At 66.2% G+C, this 13613-nt stretch carries 17 protein-coding genes; 5 read left to right on the top strand and 12 right to left on the bottom strand.

Translation table 11 applies throughout. The features are described from left to right. The first annotated feature begins 48 nt into the window (after window positions 1-48). Together minD and minE are read left to right on the top strand one after the other, a co-directional pair. Entirely contained in the window at window positions 49-864 is an 816-nt protein-coding gene (gene minD, locus G3W89_RS00265) for a septum site-determining protein MinD (RefSeq protein WP_162572238.1), read from the top strand. 2 nt (window positions 865-866) lie between these two features. Further along, a complete protein-coding gene (gene minE / locus G3W89_RS00260) occupies window positions 867-1145 on the top strand; it encodes a cell division topological specificity factor MinE (protein WP_162572237.1) in 279 nt (92 codons plus the stop codon). A gap of 12 nt (window positions 1146-1157) precedes the next feature. Here the strand turns inward: minE and G3W89_RS00255 are convergent, their stop codons facing one another. Then, the gene (locus G3W89_RS00255; RefSeq protein ID WP_162572236.1) at window positions 1158-2078 is read right to left on the bottom strand and encodes an alpha/beta fold hydrolase; all 921 of its coding nucleotides are present in this window, start codon (window positions 2076-2078) and stop codon (window positions 1158-1160) included. 204 nt (window positions 2079-2282) lie between these two features. Beyond that, window positions 2283-2885 (bottom strand): TetR/AcrR family transcriptional regulator, encoded by a 603-nt coding sequence (locus tag G3W89_RS00250; RefSeq protein ID WP_162572235.1) that lies wholly within the window; start codon window positions 2883-2885, stop codon window positions 2283-2285. Window positions 2886-3005: 120 nt separating this feature from the next. Here G3W89_RS00250 and phaP point away from each other — a divergent pair, with 120 nt between their 5' ends. Beyond that, a complete protein-coding gene (gene phaP / locus G3W89_RS00245) occupies window positions 3006-3497 on the top strand; it encodes a TIGR01841 family phasin (RefSeq protein WP_162572234.1) in 492 nt (163 codons plus the stop codon). A 112-nt stretch (window positions 3498-3609) separates the two neighbouring features. Beyond that, window positions 3610-3867: a hypothetical protein gene (locus tag G3W89_RS00240; RefSeq protein WP_162572233.1), complete on the top strand. Its 258-nt coding sequence runs from the start codon at window positions 3610-3612 to the stop codon at window positions 3865-3867. A 6-nt stretch (window positions 3868-3873) separates the two neighbouring features. Here G3W89_RS00240 and G3W89_RS00235 read toward each other — a convergent pair whose 3' ends face one another. The 3 genes from G3W89_RS00235 to G3W89_RS00225 all read right to left on the bottom strand — a co-directional run bounded on the left by G3W89_RS00235 (window position 3874) and on the right by G3W89_RS00225 (window position 5374). Continuing rightward, a complete protein-coding gene (locus tag G3W89_RS00235; RefSeq protein ID WP_162572232.1) occupies window positions 3874-4275 on the bottom strand; it encodes an RcnB family protein in 402 nt (133 codons plus the stop codon). A gap of 122 nt (window positions 4276-4397) precedes the next feature. Further along, window positions 4398-4751: a hypothetical protein gene (locus G3W89_RS00230; RefSeq protein WP_162572231.1), complete on the bottom strand. Its 354-nt coding sequence runs from the start codon at window positions 4749-4751 to the stop codon at window positions 4398-4400. A gap of 26 nt (window positions 4752-4777) precedes the next feature. Continuing rightward, complete coding sequence (locus tag G3W89_RS00225; protein WP_162572230.1) at window positions 4778-5374, bottom strand: cob(I)yrinic acid a,c-diamide adenosyltransferase; 597 nt, start codon at window positions 5372-5374, stop codon at window positions 4778-4780. A gap of 58 nt (window positions 5375-5432) precedes the next feature. On the opposite strand from G3W89_RS00225, the gene G3W89_RS00220 reads away from it, so the two are divergent. Further along, window positions 5433-6857, top strand: a complete 1425-nt coding sequence (locus tag G3W89_RS00220; protein WP_162572229.1) for an FAD-binding oxidoreductase — start codon at window positions 5433-5435, stop codon at window positions 6855-6857. 74 nt (window positions 6858-6931) lie between these two features. Here G3W89_RS00220 and G3W89_RS00215 read toward each other — a convergent pair whose 3' ends face one another. From G3W89_RS00215 to mnmG, 7 genes are all read right to left on the bottom strand, one after another. Then, a complete protein-coding gene (locus G3W89_RS00215) occupies window positions 6932-7822 on the bottom strand; it encodes a CsgG/HfaB family protein (RefSeq protein WP_162572228.1) in 891 nt (296 codons plus the stop codon). Window positions 7823-7938: 116 nt separating this feature from the next. Then, window positions 7939-8880 (bottom strand): ParB/RepB/Spo0J family partition protein, encoded by a 942-nt coding sequence (locus tag G3W89_RS00210; protein ID WP_162572227.1) that lies wholly within the window; start codon window positions 8878-8880, stop codon window positions 7939-7941. Between the two features lie 5 nt (window positions 8881-8885). Further along, the gene (locus tag G3W89_RS00205; protein ID WP_162577245.1) at window positions 8886-9428 is read right to left on the bottom strand and encodes an RBBP9/YdeN family alpha/beta hydrolase; all 543 of its coding nucleotides are present in this window, start codon (window positions 9426-9428) and stop codon (window positions 8886-8888) included. A gap of 27 nt (window positions 9429-9455) precedes the next feature. After that, a complete protein-coding gene (locus G3W89_RS00200) occupies window positions 9456-10304 on the bottom strand; it encodes a ParA family protein (protein WP_162572226.1) in 849 nt (282 codons plus the stop codon). 1 nt (window position 10305) lies between these two features. Next, window positions 10306-10920, bottom strand: a complete 615-nt coding sequence (locus G3W89_RS00195) for a LysE family transporter (RefSeq protein WP_162572225.1) — start codon at window positions 10918-10920, stop codon at window positions 10306-10308. Between the two features lie 59 nt (window positions 10921-10979). After that, the gene (gene rsmG, locus G3W89_RS00190; protein WP_162572224.1) at window positions 10980-11618 is read right to left on the bottom strand and encodes a 16S rRNA (guanine(527)-N(7))-methyltransferase RsmG; all 639 of its coding nucleotides are present in this window, start codon (window positions 11616-11618) and stop codon (window positions 10980-10982) included. Continuing rightward, window positions 11615-13564 carry a tRNA uridine-5-carboxymethylaminomethyl(34) synthesis enzyme MnmG gene (gene mnmG, locus G3W89_RS00185; protein ID WP_162572223.1) on the bottom strand — a complete coding sequence of 650 codons (1950 nt, stop codon included), beginning with the start codon at window positions 13562-13564 and terminating at the stop codon, window positions 11615-11617. The genes rsmG and mnmG overlap by 4 nt, the downstream gene beginning before the upstream one ends. Window positions 13565-13613: the final 49 nt, after the last annotated feature.

Raw genomic sequence — 13613 nt, 5'->3', positions numbered from 1 at the left:
GCGCGCACGCGCACACCTGAACAAACGAAACAGAAGAGAAGGATTCGAATGGCCAAGATTGTGGTGGTGACCTCGGGCAAGGGCGGCGTCGGCAAGACGACCACGAGCGCGAGCTTTGCATCGGGGCTCGCGCTGGCGGGCAAGAAGACGGCCGTGATCGACTTCGACGTCGGCCTGCGCAACCTGGACCTGATCATGGGCTGCGAGCGGCGGGTGGTCTACGACCTGATCAACGTGATCCAGGGCGAGGCCAACCTGAGCCAGGCGCTGATCAAGGACAAGCAGTGCGACAACCTGTTCGTGCTGGCCGCATCCCAGACGCGCGACAAGGACGCACTCAAGCAGGAGGGGGTCGAGAAGATCCTGAACGAGCTGAGCGAACAGGGCTTCGACTACATCGTGTGCGACTCGCCCGCCGGCATCGAGACCGGCGCGCTGATGGCGATGCACTTCGCGGACGAGGCGCTGATCGTGACCAACCCCGAGGTCTCCTCGGTGCGCGATTCCGACCGTATCCTCGGCATGCTCGGCTCCAAGACGAAGCGGGCCAAGGAAGGCGGCGAGCCGATCAAGGAGCATCTGCTGATCACGCGCTACAACCCCAACCGGGTGGCCGGCGGGCAGATGCTGTCGCTGGAGGACATCCAGGACATCCTGCGCATCAAGCTGATCGGCGTGATCCCGGAATCCGAGAGCGTGCTGCAGGCTTCGAACCAGGGCATCCCCGCGATCCACGACAAGGAGACCGAGGTGGCCCAGGCCTACAGCGACGTGGTGGCGCGCTTCCTCGGCGAGGACAGGCCGATGCGCTTCGTCGAGGCCGAGAAGCCCAGCTTCTTCAAGCGCTTCTTCGGAGGGAGGTAAGCATGTCCTTTTTCTCGTTCCTGCTGGGCGAAAAGAAGAAGACGGCGAGCGTCGCGAAGGAGCGGCTGCAGATCATCCTCGCGCACGAGCGCAGCAGCCTCAGCGGCAAGCGGCGGCCCGACTACCTGCCGGAACTGCAGCGCGAACTGATCGCGGTGATCTCGAAGTACGTGTCGATCAAGGCCGAGGACATCAAGGTCCACCTGGAGAAGCAGGACGACCTCGAGGTGCTCGAAGTCAAGATCGAGCTGCCGGACGGGACTGCGCTGGCGGCGCGCTGAGCGCGCGCCCGATCAAGCCCTCGAAACGAAGGCAGCCACCTCCTGCAGCACGGAGGGCTCCCGCAAGATGCGGCGGTGGCCCAGCGCCTGTGTTGCGATGAGCTGCGCCCCGGCAATCGCGTCGCGGTAGGCCACGCCGTCGGCAAAGCGGTTGACGCGGTCGTCGCGGTCATGCACCACCAGCGTGGGTTGTGCGATGCGCGGGCCCACGGCGTCAGGCTCGAACAGGGGCATGAGGATGCCCTCCCGTGCCTCGATCCGGTGCTGCATGGCGGCGCGCGTTCGCTCGTTGAGGCCGAACACATGCGCGAAATAGCGGGTGAAGGCGTGCGGTGACGCGGGCGGTGCCAGCAGGACCAGCCGTTCCGCGCGCAGGCCGCGGCTGGCCGCGTAGGCCAACGCGTTCGCGCCGAGCGAGTGCGCAGCGATGGCCTTGAGCGCCGTGCCCTCCAGCGCCAGCCGGGCCGCCACGTAGTCGATGGCCCGCGCGAACTGCGGCAGGTTGCTGACCGTTCCGGGGCTGCGGCCATGGGCCGGCATCTCGAGCAGCAGCGGCGTCAAGCCGGCGGCGGTCAGGGCCTGCGCCAGGGGAAGCATCTGGCCCGCGTGACCGCCCCAGCCGTGGACCAGCAGCACGCGCGGCGCCTCTCGCGATGCCGCATCGGGCGTGTAGAGGCCGAGGCTCGCCTTCTCGAAGGCCCAGGTCTCGCGTTGCCAGCCGGCATCGGGGGCGTGGCGGCGGTTCAGCCAATTGAGCGGCAGCGGGGTGCCGAAGAGACGGTAGGCGGCACGCACGCCAAGCGTGGGCCAGGTGCGTTGCAGCGCGGCCAGAGCCAGGCGCAGCGGGCGCATCCAGGGGCTGGCGCCGTAGTAGTTGGAGGCCGCGGCTGATGAGGCCGCAGCGTTGGAGGTGGCGGGCGTGACGGTGGGCATCTTGGATTCCGGGTTCTTCAATACCAGACCCAATCGTCGTTGCTCCGCGGCAGGCTGCGAACGGCGTCGAGCACCGTGCGCACGCCCAGGCCGAGCAGGCAGGCACCCAGGAACAATAGAGCGATCAACATGCTTTCCCCTTTTATCGCACGGCTGTGCGAAATGTGAATGAGCGAAGGTCGGAAATGGCGGCAGCCATGGAACTCACGCCCGGTAGCTGGCGATCAAGCGCTGCCAGGTGAGCTGGGCGCGGTCTGCTGCGCGCGTGTCTCGGAGGAAGCGCGCGTCGTGCAGCAGGGACATGATCAATCCATTGATCTCGCTGACGAGTTGCGCGGGGTCGGTGTCGGCCCGCAGCTCGCCGGTCTCGATCGCCTGCTGCACGGTCCGGCGCAGGGCAGCGCGCCAGCGCGTGACCTCTTCCACCAGTAAGTTGCGCAGCTCGCCCTCCCGGTCATCGAACTCGAAGGCACCGGCGGTGTAGATGCAACCGGTCTCGGTCTCGACCTCACGGGTGCGCACGATCCAGCGCGAGACGATCTCGTCCAGCCGCGCGAGTCCCTTGGGCTTCTGCATTGCGGGCACGAACACGTCGGCCAGGAAGCGGCGCCCGAATTCCTCGATGACCGCCTTCTGCAGCGCCTCGCGCGAGCCCACGCGCGAGAACACGCCGCTTTTGGACAGGCCCAGCCGCGTGGCCACGGCCTGGAGTGTGATGGCCTCGAGTCCCTCGGCCGAGGCGAGATCCATCGCCGTGCCGACGATGGCAGTGCGGGTCAGCTCGCTCTTCTGGGTCTTGGCATCCATTCAGCAAATTTAGCACAGACGTGCGAAATTGCAAGACGAGAAGAATCGGGGGTTTGCGACTTCCATCCAGCCGGGGTGTGGGCGTATCGTGGCGGCTCCAACCACAACCCGGAGACGAGCATGGCAACCAGCAGCAAGACGAGCAGCACGGCCGGCGCCAGGAAGGCACAGCCGACGGCCGCGGAAGACATCCAGGATGCGTTCATCAAGCCGCTCAAGGGCATGGCCGAGCGCCTGCAGAACCTTCCTTTGGCCGGGGCGGCCGGCACCATCGCCGAGAGCGGGCGCAAGGACCTGCAGGCGCTGATGGAGGCGAACCAGAAGTCCTATCAAGGTCTGCAGGCGGTGGTGGCGCGTCAGACCGAGATGCTGAAGACGTCGATCGTCGAATGGCAGGGGGCGGTGAAGGGCATGTCGCCTGCCGAGCCGCGCGAGAACCTCGCCAAGCTCGATGCCTTGGGCAAGGCGGCCTTCAAGCAGGCGCTCGACGATATCCGGGAGCTGTCGGAACTGGCAGCCAAGTCGCAGGCCGAGGCCTTCGACATCGTGAGCCAGCGCATCCGCGACAACGTGGACGAAGTCAGCAAGCTGCTGAAGACGCCACGCAAGTAGATTGCGTCGTCGCTGTCGGCAGGCGCACGCCCGTCGGATTCTGCGAAAAAGGTCCGTGACGGCGTTCGCAGGAAGCGTACATTGGACTCTTTCGTCTGCGATCGGAGCGATTTTGGCCAAGGCATCGACTTCTCTTCCCACGCGCAACCTTTCCCCCGCGGCGGCCGAACAGGCCACGGCGAGGGAAAGGCTGCGGCAGGCCCTGCCGGCCACGGTCAACCTGTTGAAGCAGCGACAGGCCGACCAGATCGCCGATGCGGACATCGAGGCCTACGTGGCCCTCAACTGGCTCGAATGGCATGGAGGCGGGTTGCGCCTCACCATCACCGGGCACAACGTGTGTGCCCAGACGGTCGCAGCCGCCGCCTGATCCGGCTTACTGCGACGCGATGATCTGGGCGATCAGCCCGGTTGCGATCGCCGCCAGCACCAGATCGCCGTTCGCGCTCACCCAGTGGTACCCGCTGGGCGGCGCCTCCAGCCGACGGGCGCGCCAGTCGCCGACCTCGTCGTAGTGGCCGCGGTAGGTCGGCGGCAGGTAGCCGCCGCGATGCCATTTGCCACGGCCGTCCCAGCGGCGAAGGTCGTCATCCCGAGCTTCCCGATGCTCGCGGCGATCGTGGTCGCGATCGAACCTTTGCGAATAGCGCGCGCCGTCGTCGTCACGCCGGTCGCGATGCCCGTAGCCGTCGTCGCGCGCCAGTGCGCTGCCGGCCATGCCGAGCGCCAGCACAGCTGCAACGATGGTCGTTCGGGTCTTGATGCGCTTGTTGTTCATTGCGACTCCTTCAGTGCGTTGGAACATGGGTGCAGTATGAAAAGCCCATGTATCGCCGCCACGCGCCACCGATGTGGCCGGCATGAAGGGTGTAAGCGCGGGTAAAGGGAGTCGGACCCGATTCAAGGCGCGGTGCCCTGGGGGCCCACGGACGGTTGCGCACCGCGGCCCTGCCCACCGGGCAGCTTGCGGCCCAGCGATTCACCCAAGTTGCGGATCGGCCGGCTGGCGCGCTCGGAGGCGTTCCCGATGCCCCGGCGCGTGGCCGAGTCGGCGTGGTCGATGCCACGGCCCGCAGCATCGGAACCGCGATGGATGCCGCCCAGGACCTTGCCGTTCTGCGGCGGCGGCTTGAGCGTATGCGCGCGCTGGGCGGCCGGCGGGTCGTTGCCGTTCTGCGCGGATGCTGTCGTCGGCAGCGCCAGCCAGGCCGCGAGCGCGGCGGCGCAGGCGTATGTGCAGTGCTTGATGGGCATGTGTCGGTCTCCTCGAGTCGGGTCTTCTATTCGTTGGCGTCGGCGTTGGCGTTGGCATCGGAGTCGGCGGCGCGCGCCAGCCGCTCGCTCTTCCAGTACACGTCGTCCCCTCCGTCCACGCGATTGAGCACGCGCGCCAGTACGAACAGCAGGTCGCTCAGGCGATTGAGGTACTGGCGTGGCGCCTCGTTGAGCTCCACCTCGGCACCGAGGGCGACGACCGCGCGCTCCGCACGCCGCGCGACGGTGCGGCAGACGTGCGCCTGCGCGGCGGCGCGGGTGCCCGCCGGCAGGATGAACTCGGCCAGCCGCGGGAGCGCCGCGTTGTGTTCGGCGAGCGCGTTGTCGAGTTGCACCAGCGCATCGGCCTTCAGCAACGTGAAACCGGGCATCGACAGCTCGCCGCCGAGATTGAAGAGCTGGTGCTGCACGTCGACCAGCAGGTCGCGCAGCGCCATCGGCATCGGCTCGCACAACAGCAGGCCGATGTGCGAGTTGAGTTCGTCCACGTCGCCCATTGCGTGCACGCGCCGGTGGTCCTTGGGGACGCGCGTGTTGTCGCCCAGGCCGGTGGTGCCGTCGTCGCCGGTGCGCGTGGCGATCTGCGTGAGTCGGTTGCCCATGTCGCTGTCTTCGTGGAAGCTGGTTCGTAGAATGGTAGCCCCCTCTGGAGACCCGCCGATGAACGCGCCCACCGCCCTCGCCCATCTCACCCCCGCCATTGCGCTGCGCGACGTACCGGACGCATTGCTCCAGGCGCTGAAGGCGCGCTTCGGCGAGCAGTGCTCCACGGCCCTGGCGGTACGCACGCAGCACGGCCGCGACGAGTCCTCCTTCGATGCGCCGCCGCCCGCGGCCGTGGTCTTCGCCGAGACCACGCAAGACGTGGCCGACGCGGTGAAGCTCGCCGGCGGGTACAGCGTGCCGGTGATCCCCTTCGGCGTCGGCTCCTCGCTCGAAGGCCACCTGCTCGCGGTGCAAGGCGGCATCAGCATCGACGTGAGCCGCATGAATCGCGTGCTCTCGGTCAATGCCGACGATCTCACAGTGACCGTGGCGCCCGGCGTCACGCGCAAGCAGCTCAACGATGAGATCAAGAGCACGGGCCTGTTCTTCCCCATCGACCCGGGCGCCGATGCATCGATCGGCGGCATGACCGCCACGCGCGCGAGCGGCACGAACGCGGTGCGCTACGGCACCATGCGCGAAAACGTGCTCGCGCTCGAAGTCGTCACCGCGAGCGGCGAGGTGATCCGCACCGGCACCCGCGCAAAAAAGTCATCGGCGGGCTATGACCTCACGCGCCTCTTCGTCGGCAGCGAAGGCACGTTGGGCGTGGTGACGGAAATCACCCTGCGCCTCTATCCCCTGCCCGAGGCCGTGTCCGCCGCGATCTGCTCCTTCCCGAGCATCGAGGCTGCGGTGCGCACCACCATCGAGATCATCCAGCTGGGCGTGCCGATCGCGCGCGTGGAACTGATCGACGTGAACACGGTGCGCATGGTGAATGCGTACGCCAAGCTGGCGCTCCGCGAGGAGCCGATGCTGCTGATGGAATTCCACGGGTCGCCGGCCGGCGTCAAGGAACAGGCCGAGACAGTGCAGGAGCTGGCCAGCGGCCATGGCGGCAAGGCCTTCGAGTGGGCCAGCACGCCGGAAGAGCGCACGCGGCTGTGGACCGCGCGGCACAACAGCTACTTCGCGGCAGTGCAGTCGCGCCCCGGCTGCCGCGTGATCTCCACCGATACCTGCGTGCCGATCTCGCGACTGGCGGACTGCCTGCTCGAATCGGTGGCTGAAGCCGATGCAAGCGGTATTCCCTACTTCCTGGTCGGCCACGTGGGCGACGGGAATTTCCACTTCGGCTATCTGCTCGACCCGAACGCGCCCGAGGAGCGCGTGACCGCCGAGAAGCTCAACCACGCGCTGGTCTCGCGTGCGCTGGCGCTCGAAGGCACCTGCACCGGCGAGCACGGCGTGGGGCTGCACAAGATGGAGTTCCTGGTGAACGAGGCCGGGGTGGGCGCCATCGACATGATGCGGACGATCAAGCGCGCACTCGATCCCAAGAACATCATGAACCCGGGGAAGATCTTCAGCCTCTGAGGCGCCAACCAAAAGCCCGGCGCTCGCAAGCGTGCCGGGCTTTCTTGTGCGCCGGCTCGGCGCTCGTTCGCGAATTACTTGCGTCGGGCGGGCGCGCGCTCGGCCGGTGCCGAGGTTTGCGATGGCGCCACGCCGCCGTCGACACCCAGCCGGCCACCGCCACCGAGGCCCTGCCCCTGCACCGTCTGCGCCTTGTAGTTGCGCAGCGAGACGACCATCTGGTTGAAGGCGTCCATGAAGGCGGCGCTGATCACCTTGCCCTGTGCCGTGTTGGTGTAGCCGCCGAGGCCACCCGCGCCGCCGCTGCCAAAGACCGAACCGAACGCGCCGAAGTCGGTCTTGGAGGCGCTGCCCTCGGAAGCAGCGACCTGCACGCCTGAGCGGTTGTCGATCAAGGTCAGCAGCGCGCTGGCTTCCTTGGTCTGGAGGTTGCCCCCCACCGCCGCCAGCACGCCGCTGTAGCGCCCGCCGACGAGGCCGCCGAGCGAGCCGCCCATGCCACCAGCATTGTTGTTGCTGAAGACGATCTCGGGCGACAGGCCGTAGTCCGAAGCCACCATCTGGCCGCGGCCGAAATTGCTGCCCTGGCGCATTTCGCCCGAAGTCATCAGGTCGCGCTCGCGCGACATCGCGTTCATGCCGGCCGCTCCGCGCTCCACCACCACGAAGCAGTTGGACTGCTGCACCAGCAGGCGCAGCAGGTTGGCGGTCGGCGGCAGCTTGTACTCGTTGCGCAGGATGGTGTACCAACCGGCTGACTGGTTCTCGATGAGCGAGACGGTGCCCAGCGGTGAGCCGCAGCGCTCGAGCGTACTGCTGGTGTTGGCCGAGGCGCTTCCGGCGGCGCTGCCGGTGGCGACCGTCTTCGCGCTCTGGCTACCCATCTGCATGTCGGTGGTCTCGCAGCCGGCCAGCAAAAGCGCGCCCATGGCGATGGGAACGAGCGACAGACGGGAAATGCTCATGATTGGACCCCTTGGAGTACTTTCGGGTTATAGGTTAGAAAAAGTAACCGGCAGAGCATAGGCGCAAAGAAGCCGCCGGACAACCGTCCGGAAGCTAGGACTTCCCAACCTTCCGGTTAGGCCGTTTGGCGGATGCGGTCGATCAGGCCGTTGAGGGCGTCCAGGGACCCGAAGTGAATGGCAAGCTCGCCGCTCTGCTCCACCCGCCCACCGCGCTTGCTGCGCTTCTTGATGCGCACCTCGACCTCGGCGGCCAGGAGGTCCGCGAGCTCCTCTTCGACGCGCTGCAGATCGCGCGACTTGTCCGCACTGCCGCGCCGCGTCGGCGGCCGCAGGCTGAACTCGGCGCTCAGCTTCTTGACGAGCGCCTCGGTCTCGCGCACCGAAAGCTTCTTGGCGGCAATCTGGTTGGCCGCGGTGATCTGGGTGCCCTTGTCGAGTGACAGGAGCGCGCGCGCATGGCCCATGTCGAGATCACCCGCCATGAGCATGGCCTGCGCAGGCTCGGCGAGGTTCAGCAGGCGCAGCAGGTTGCTGGCGGCGCTGCGCGAACGGCCTACGGCCTGCGCTGCCGATTCGTGAGTGAGCCCAAACTCGGCCACCAAGCGTTGCAGGCCCTGAGCCTCCTCCAGCGGGTTAAGGTCTTCCCGCTGGATGTTTTCGATCAGCGACATGGCCGCCGCGGCCTCGTTCGGCACGTCGCGCACGAGCACGGGCACGCTGTCGAGGCCTGCCAGCTTCGCCGCACGGTAGCGCCGCTCGCCCGCGATGATCTCGAACTCGGCGTTCTTTGCGCGCGAGGCATCGCTGTCCAGGCGTCGCACGAGGATCGGCTGCATGATGCCCTGCGCCTTGATGCTCTCCGCCAGCTCGTAGAGCGCGCCCTCGTCCATCCGCGTGCGAGGCTGATAGACGCCGGGAACCATCTGGTCCAGGTTCAAGGTGGTCGGATTGGGCGGCACAGCCTCGTCATTGGCCGAGTTGTCCGGGCCGGTAAAAGTGGGCCCGAGCAGGGCTTCGAGTCCGCGGCCGAGGCCCTTGGGTTTCTTGGTGGCCATCGAGGTCATTCTTCTTTCAGGAGTTCGTTCAGCAGTTGGCGGCCCCTCGGCCAGTCGCCGAGGCCGGACTCGCCGTTGAGGTGGCCGCCAGGACCGGCGTCGAGGTAGCGGGCGCCCCAGTCGCGCGCCATTTCGCGGGATCGTTCGGCGCTGCAATAGGGATCGTCGTTGGCGGCGATCATCAGCGCCCGAAAAGGCAGGGGCTCGCGCACGATCGGCGCCCAGCCGGGGATCATCTGGCGCACATCGTCGCGCTCCAGATCGCCCGGCGCGACCAGGAATGCCGCCTGCACCTTGTGGGTGTTGCGCGAATGGGCCGACCATGCGGCCACGAGGATGCAGCCGAGGCTATGGGCGACCAAGGCCACGGGACTGGGCGCGGCCAGCACCTCTTCCTCAAGGCGGGCCGACCAGTCGCCACGCAGCGGCCGCATCCATTCATGCTGCTCGACACGACGGTCGCCGTGGATGGCCTCCCAGCGGCTTTGCCAGTGCGGTGGGTCGCTGTTCTGCCACCCGGGCAGCAACAGGATGGTGGGCGTGGGCATCTGCAAAAAAAAGGAAAGCGGCTGCACTCAGGCGCCGTTCGGGTCTTGCACGGCGACAGGCGGGGCCTCCATTGGCACGGGCGCCGGCGCGGCGCCGGCCAGCGCGCTGGCTGGCGGCATCTTGCGCACCAGTTCCTCGGCGAAAGCTACAAACGCTTGGCTGCCGCGTGCCGCCGGGTCGAAGATCACCCCGGGCAAGCCATAACTGGGCGCCTCCGCCAGTCGCACATTGCGGGGAATCACGGTGTCGAACACCTTCTCGCCGAAATGCGCCTTGAGCTGCTCGCTGACCTGCTGCTGGAGCGTGATGCGCGGATCGAACATCACACGCAGCAGGCCGATGATCTGCAGGTTCTTGTTGAGATTGGCATGCACCTGCTTGATGGTATTGACCAGATCGGTCAGCCCTTCGAGCGCGAAGTACTCGCACTGCATGGGCACGATCACGCCGTGCGCGGAGCACAGGCCGTTGAGCGTCAGCAGGCTCAGGCTGGGGGGGCAGTCGATCAGGATGAAGTCATACTCGGCGCCGACAGCGGCCAGCGCGGTTCGCAGCCGCTTCTCGCGCCGGTCGAGCGTCACCATCTCGACCTCCGCCCCTGCCAGTTCGCGGTTGGCGCCAAGTACGTCGTAGCCGCACTTTTCGGATTTGACACGCGTCTCGGCTACCGAGGCCGATTCGAGCAGCACGTCATAGACCGTGGTCTCCAACTGGCGCTTGTCGATGCCCGAACCCATGGTGGCATTGCCCTGCGGGTCCAGGTCGATCATCAGGACGCGCTGCCCTACCTTCGCCAAACCAGCCGCGAGATTGACGGCGGTCGTGGTCTTGCCCACGCCCCCCTTCTGGTTTGCGATGCAGAAAATCTTCGCCATGCTACTGAGAGGCTGCCAGCTTCACGCCGAAGCCAATCAGGAAGATCCCGGCGAGCTTTTCGAACAGGGACTTGATGCGGGGATTGGCACGCAGGCGCTCCGCCAGGAAGTGTGTGAGCAGCGTAGCGACGAGGCAGTACGTGAAGGTCAGCACCGCGATCGTCAGTGCCATCACGCCGAAGGTCAGCAGGCCCTGGTGGCGAGCCGGGTCTACAAAGAGCGGGAAGAAGGCCATGTAGAAAACGATTGCCTTCGGATTCAGCAACGTGATCATCATCGCCTGACGGAAGTAATGCCGCGGACGGATGTTGAGGATCGGTGCAGCGCCCGACTTGGCAGTCAGCATCCGGAATCCCAACCAGGCCAGGTAGGCGGCACCCAGCCACTGCACCGCCTTGAACGCGGGCGGATAGGCGCTCAGCAGCGCGGCAACCCCAGCCACAGCAGCCCACATGAGCACCTGGTCGCCTGCGATCAAGCCCAAGGCCGCCGCCAGCCCGCCGCGGATGCCGCCCTTGCTGGTCGAGGTGATGATCGCCAGGTTGCCTGGCCCGGGGATCGCCAGAAAGATGATGATGGCGACGACGAATGCGCCGTAGTCAGCGATGCCGAACATGGATTTGCCTCGGAAAGGGAGGCTTCGAGTCTAAGCGAGGTCGATGTACCAGAAGCGGGTCAAGCGGCCTGTTTCCGTGCCCAAACGATGCAGCGGTCCGCGTGCAAGCCTGGGACTTGCAGTTGTTCCACGTGAAACACCTCGATCTCTGCTGGCAACCGGGCCAGCTCTTCGACTGGCGTCTTTCCCTTCATAGCCAGCCAGAGGCCGCCGGGCGCAAGCAGGCCCTTCGTTCCGTCGAAGAAGTCAGGCAAGGAGGCAAAGGCGCGCGAGCTGATCAACTCGAAGCTGCCCATCAATGATTCCACTCTCGCGTGCAAGCCACGCAGGTTTGGCAGGCCGAGTTCCACCGCCACTTGTTGGACAAACGCCGCCTTCTTGGCCACTGCGTCCAGGCATGTGACCGTGATGTCCTCGCGCATGATCGCGATCACTGCGCCAGGCAAGCCCGCTCCAGCCCCGACATCGAGCAGCGCCGCACTCCCCGGCCACTCACGCCCAAGTGGCCCGATGACCGAAAGGCTATCGAGGAGGTGATGGGTCAGGACGGTCGCTGGGTCCCGCAACGCGGTCAGGTTGTAGACCCTGTTCCATTTCATGATCAATGCGCCATACGCCGAGAGCAGTTCGCATTGCTGGTCACTCAGCCGCAGGCCAAGCGCTGCCGCGCCGTCCCGCAACTCACGATCGGAGCTCATTCGCCGACGATCTGCGACTCGGTCTCGGCACCCTGCCGGAAGGCACGGTGCCCACCTTTGCGCAGGTGGACCATCAGCAACGAGATCGCAGCTGGCGTCACTCCCGAGATACGGGAAGCGAGTCCCAGGGTTTCTGGCCGATGCTTGGCCAGCTTTTGCCGTACTTCAAAGCTTAGCGCCTTGACCTCACCGTAGTCCAGGTCTGCCGGAAGCTTGAGGTTCTCGAAATGCGCGGCCCGTTCGACCTCGCCGTGTTGCCGGTCGATGTAACCAGCGTACTTCGCCGCGATCTCGATCTGTTCGATCTCAAGTTCGCCCAGTGGCTCCGCAGAAGCGTATTTGCCGGCCTCGAGCGACATCAGCGAGGCGTAGTCAACATTGGGCCGACGCAGGAGGTCTCCAAGGTTGTACTCCCGCTCAATGGCCTTGCCAAGAACCCGCTCCGACTCGCTAGCGGGCAGATTCCGTGGATTCACCCAGATCGAGCGCAGCCGCTCTGTTTCACGTGAAACAAGATCTCGCTTTCGCGAGAAGGCGTCCCAGCGGGCATCGTCCACCAGCCCCAACTTGCGACCGGCTTCCGTCATGCGCATATCCGCGTTGTCCTCCCGCAGTTGCAGCCGGAACTCGGCGCGGCTGGTGAACATGCGGTAAGGCTCGGTCACGCCCTTGGTAATCAGGTCATCGACCAACACACCCAGATAGGCTTCGTCGCGGCGCGGCAGCCATGCCGCTTCGCCCCGGCACAAAAGAGCGGCGTTCACGCCGGCGAAGAGCCCCTGGGCCGCTGCCTCCTCATAGCCGGTCGTGCCGTTGATCTGTCCAGCGAAAAAAAGACCCTGAATGGCCCGCGTCTCGAAGCTGCTCTTGAGCTCGCGCGGATCGAAGTAGTCGTACTCGATTGCGTAGCCGGGGCGCAGGATATGCGCGTTCTCGAGCCCGGCGATGGATCGGACCAACTGATACTGGATGTCGAATGGCAGGCTGGTCGAAATCCCGTTCGGGTAGTACTCGTTGGTCGTCAGCCCCTCGGGCTCGAGGAAGATCTGGTGGCTTTCCTTGTCGGCAAAGCGATTGATCTTGTCCTCCACGCTCGGGCAGTAGCGCGGGCCCACGCCATCGATCTTGCCGGTGAACATTGGGCTGCGGTCAAAGCCTGAGCGGATGATCTCGTGCGTCCTTGCATTCGTGTTGGTGATCCAGCAAGCCATCTGCCGCGGATGCATGTCCGTCCGGCCCATGAAGCTGAAGACTGGCATGGGCCCTGCGCCGCCGGGCATGCCGTCTCCCGGCTGCTCGACGCACCTGGAAAAATCGATGCTGCGGCCGTCCAGTCGCGGCGGGGTGCCGGTCTTGAGCCGACCTTGCGGCAGCTTCAGCTCCTTGAGCCGCCCCGACAGGCTGACTGCAGGCGGATCGCCCGCCCGGCCTGCCTGGTAGTTGTCGAGGCCCACATGGATCCGACCATCGAGAAAAGTGCCGGCGGTCAGCACCACGGCACGCGCTCGAAAGGCGATGCCCACTTGCGTCACTGCGCCGACAACCCGGTCACCTTCGATCATCAGGTCATCGACGGCCTGCTGGAAGAGTGAGAGGTTCGGCTGGTTCTCCAGCCGTCGCCGGATTGCCGCCTTGTACAACACTCGGTCGGCCTGCGCGCGCGTCGCCCGCACCGCCGGCCCCTTGCTCGAGTTGAGGATGCGGAACTGAATGCCGGCTTCATCGGTCGCGATAGCCATTGCGCCTCCCAGCGCATCGACTTCCTTGACCAGGTGCCCCTTGCCGATGCCACCGATCGACGGGTTGCAGCTCATCTGCCCGAGCGTCTCGATGTTGTGGGTGAGCAGCAGGGTGCGGGCGCCCATGCGGGCCGACGCCAGCGCAGCCTCGGTGCCGGCATGGCCACCGCCGACGACGATCACGTCGAATTCTTCGGGATAGAGCATTGGAAGCGGCGCACTTGCGCGTGCGCTAGCGGAAAGGGGGCGTCGATTT

The sequence above is a fragment of the Variovorax sp. PBL-H6 genome (assembly GCF_901827155.1).
In the GTDB taxonomy this organism is placed as follows: domain Bacteria; phylum Pseudomonadota; class Gammaproteobacteria; order Burkholderiales; family Burkholderiaceae_C; genus Variovorax.
This window is presented reverse-complemented; position numbering and strand designations above follow the sequence as displayed.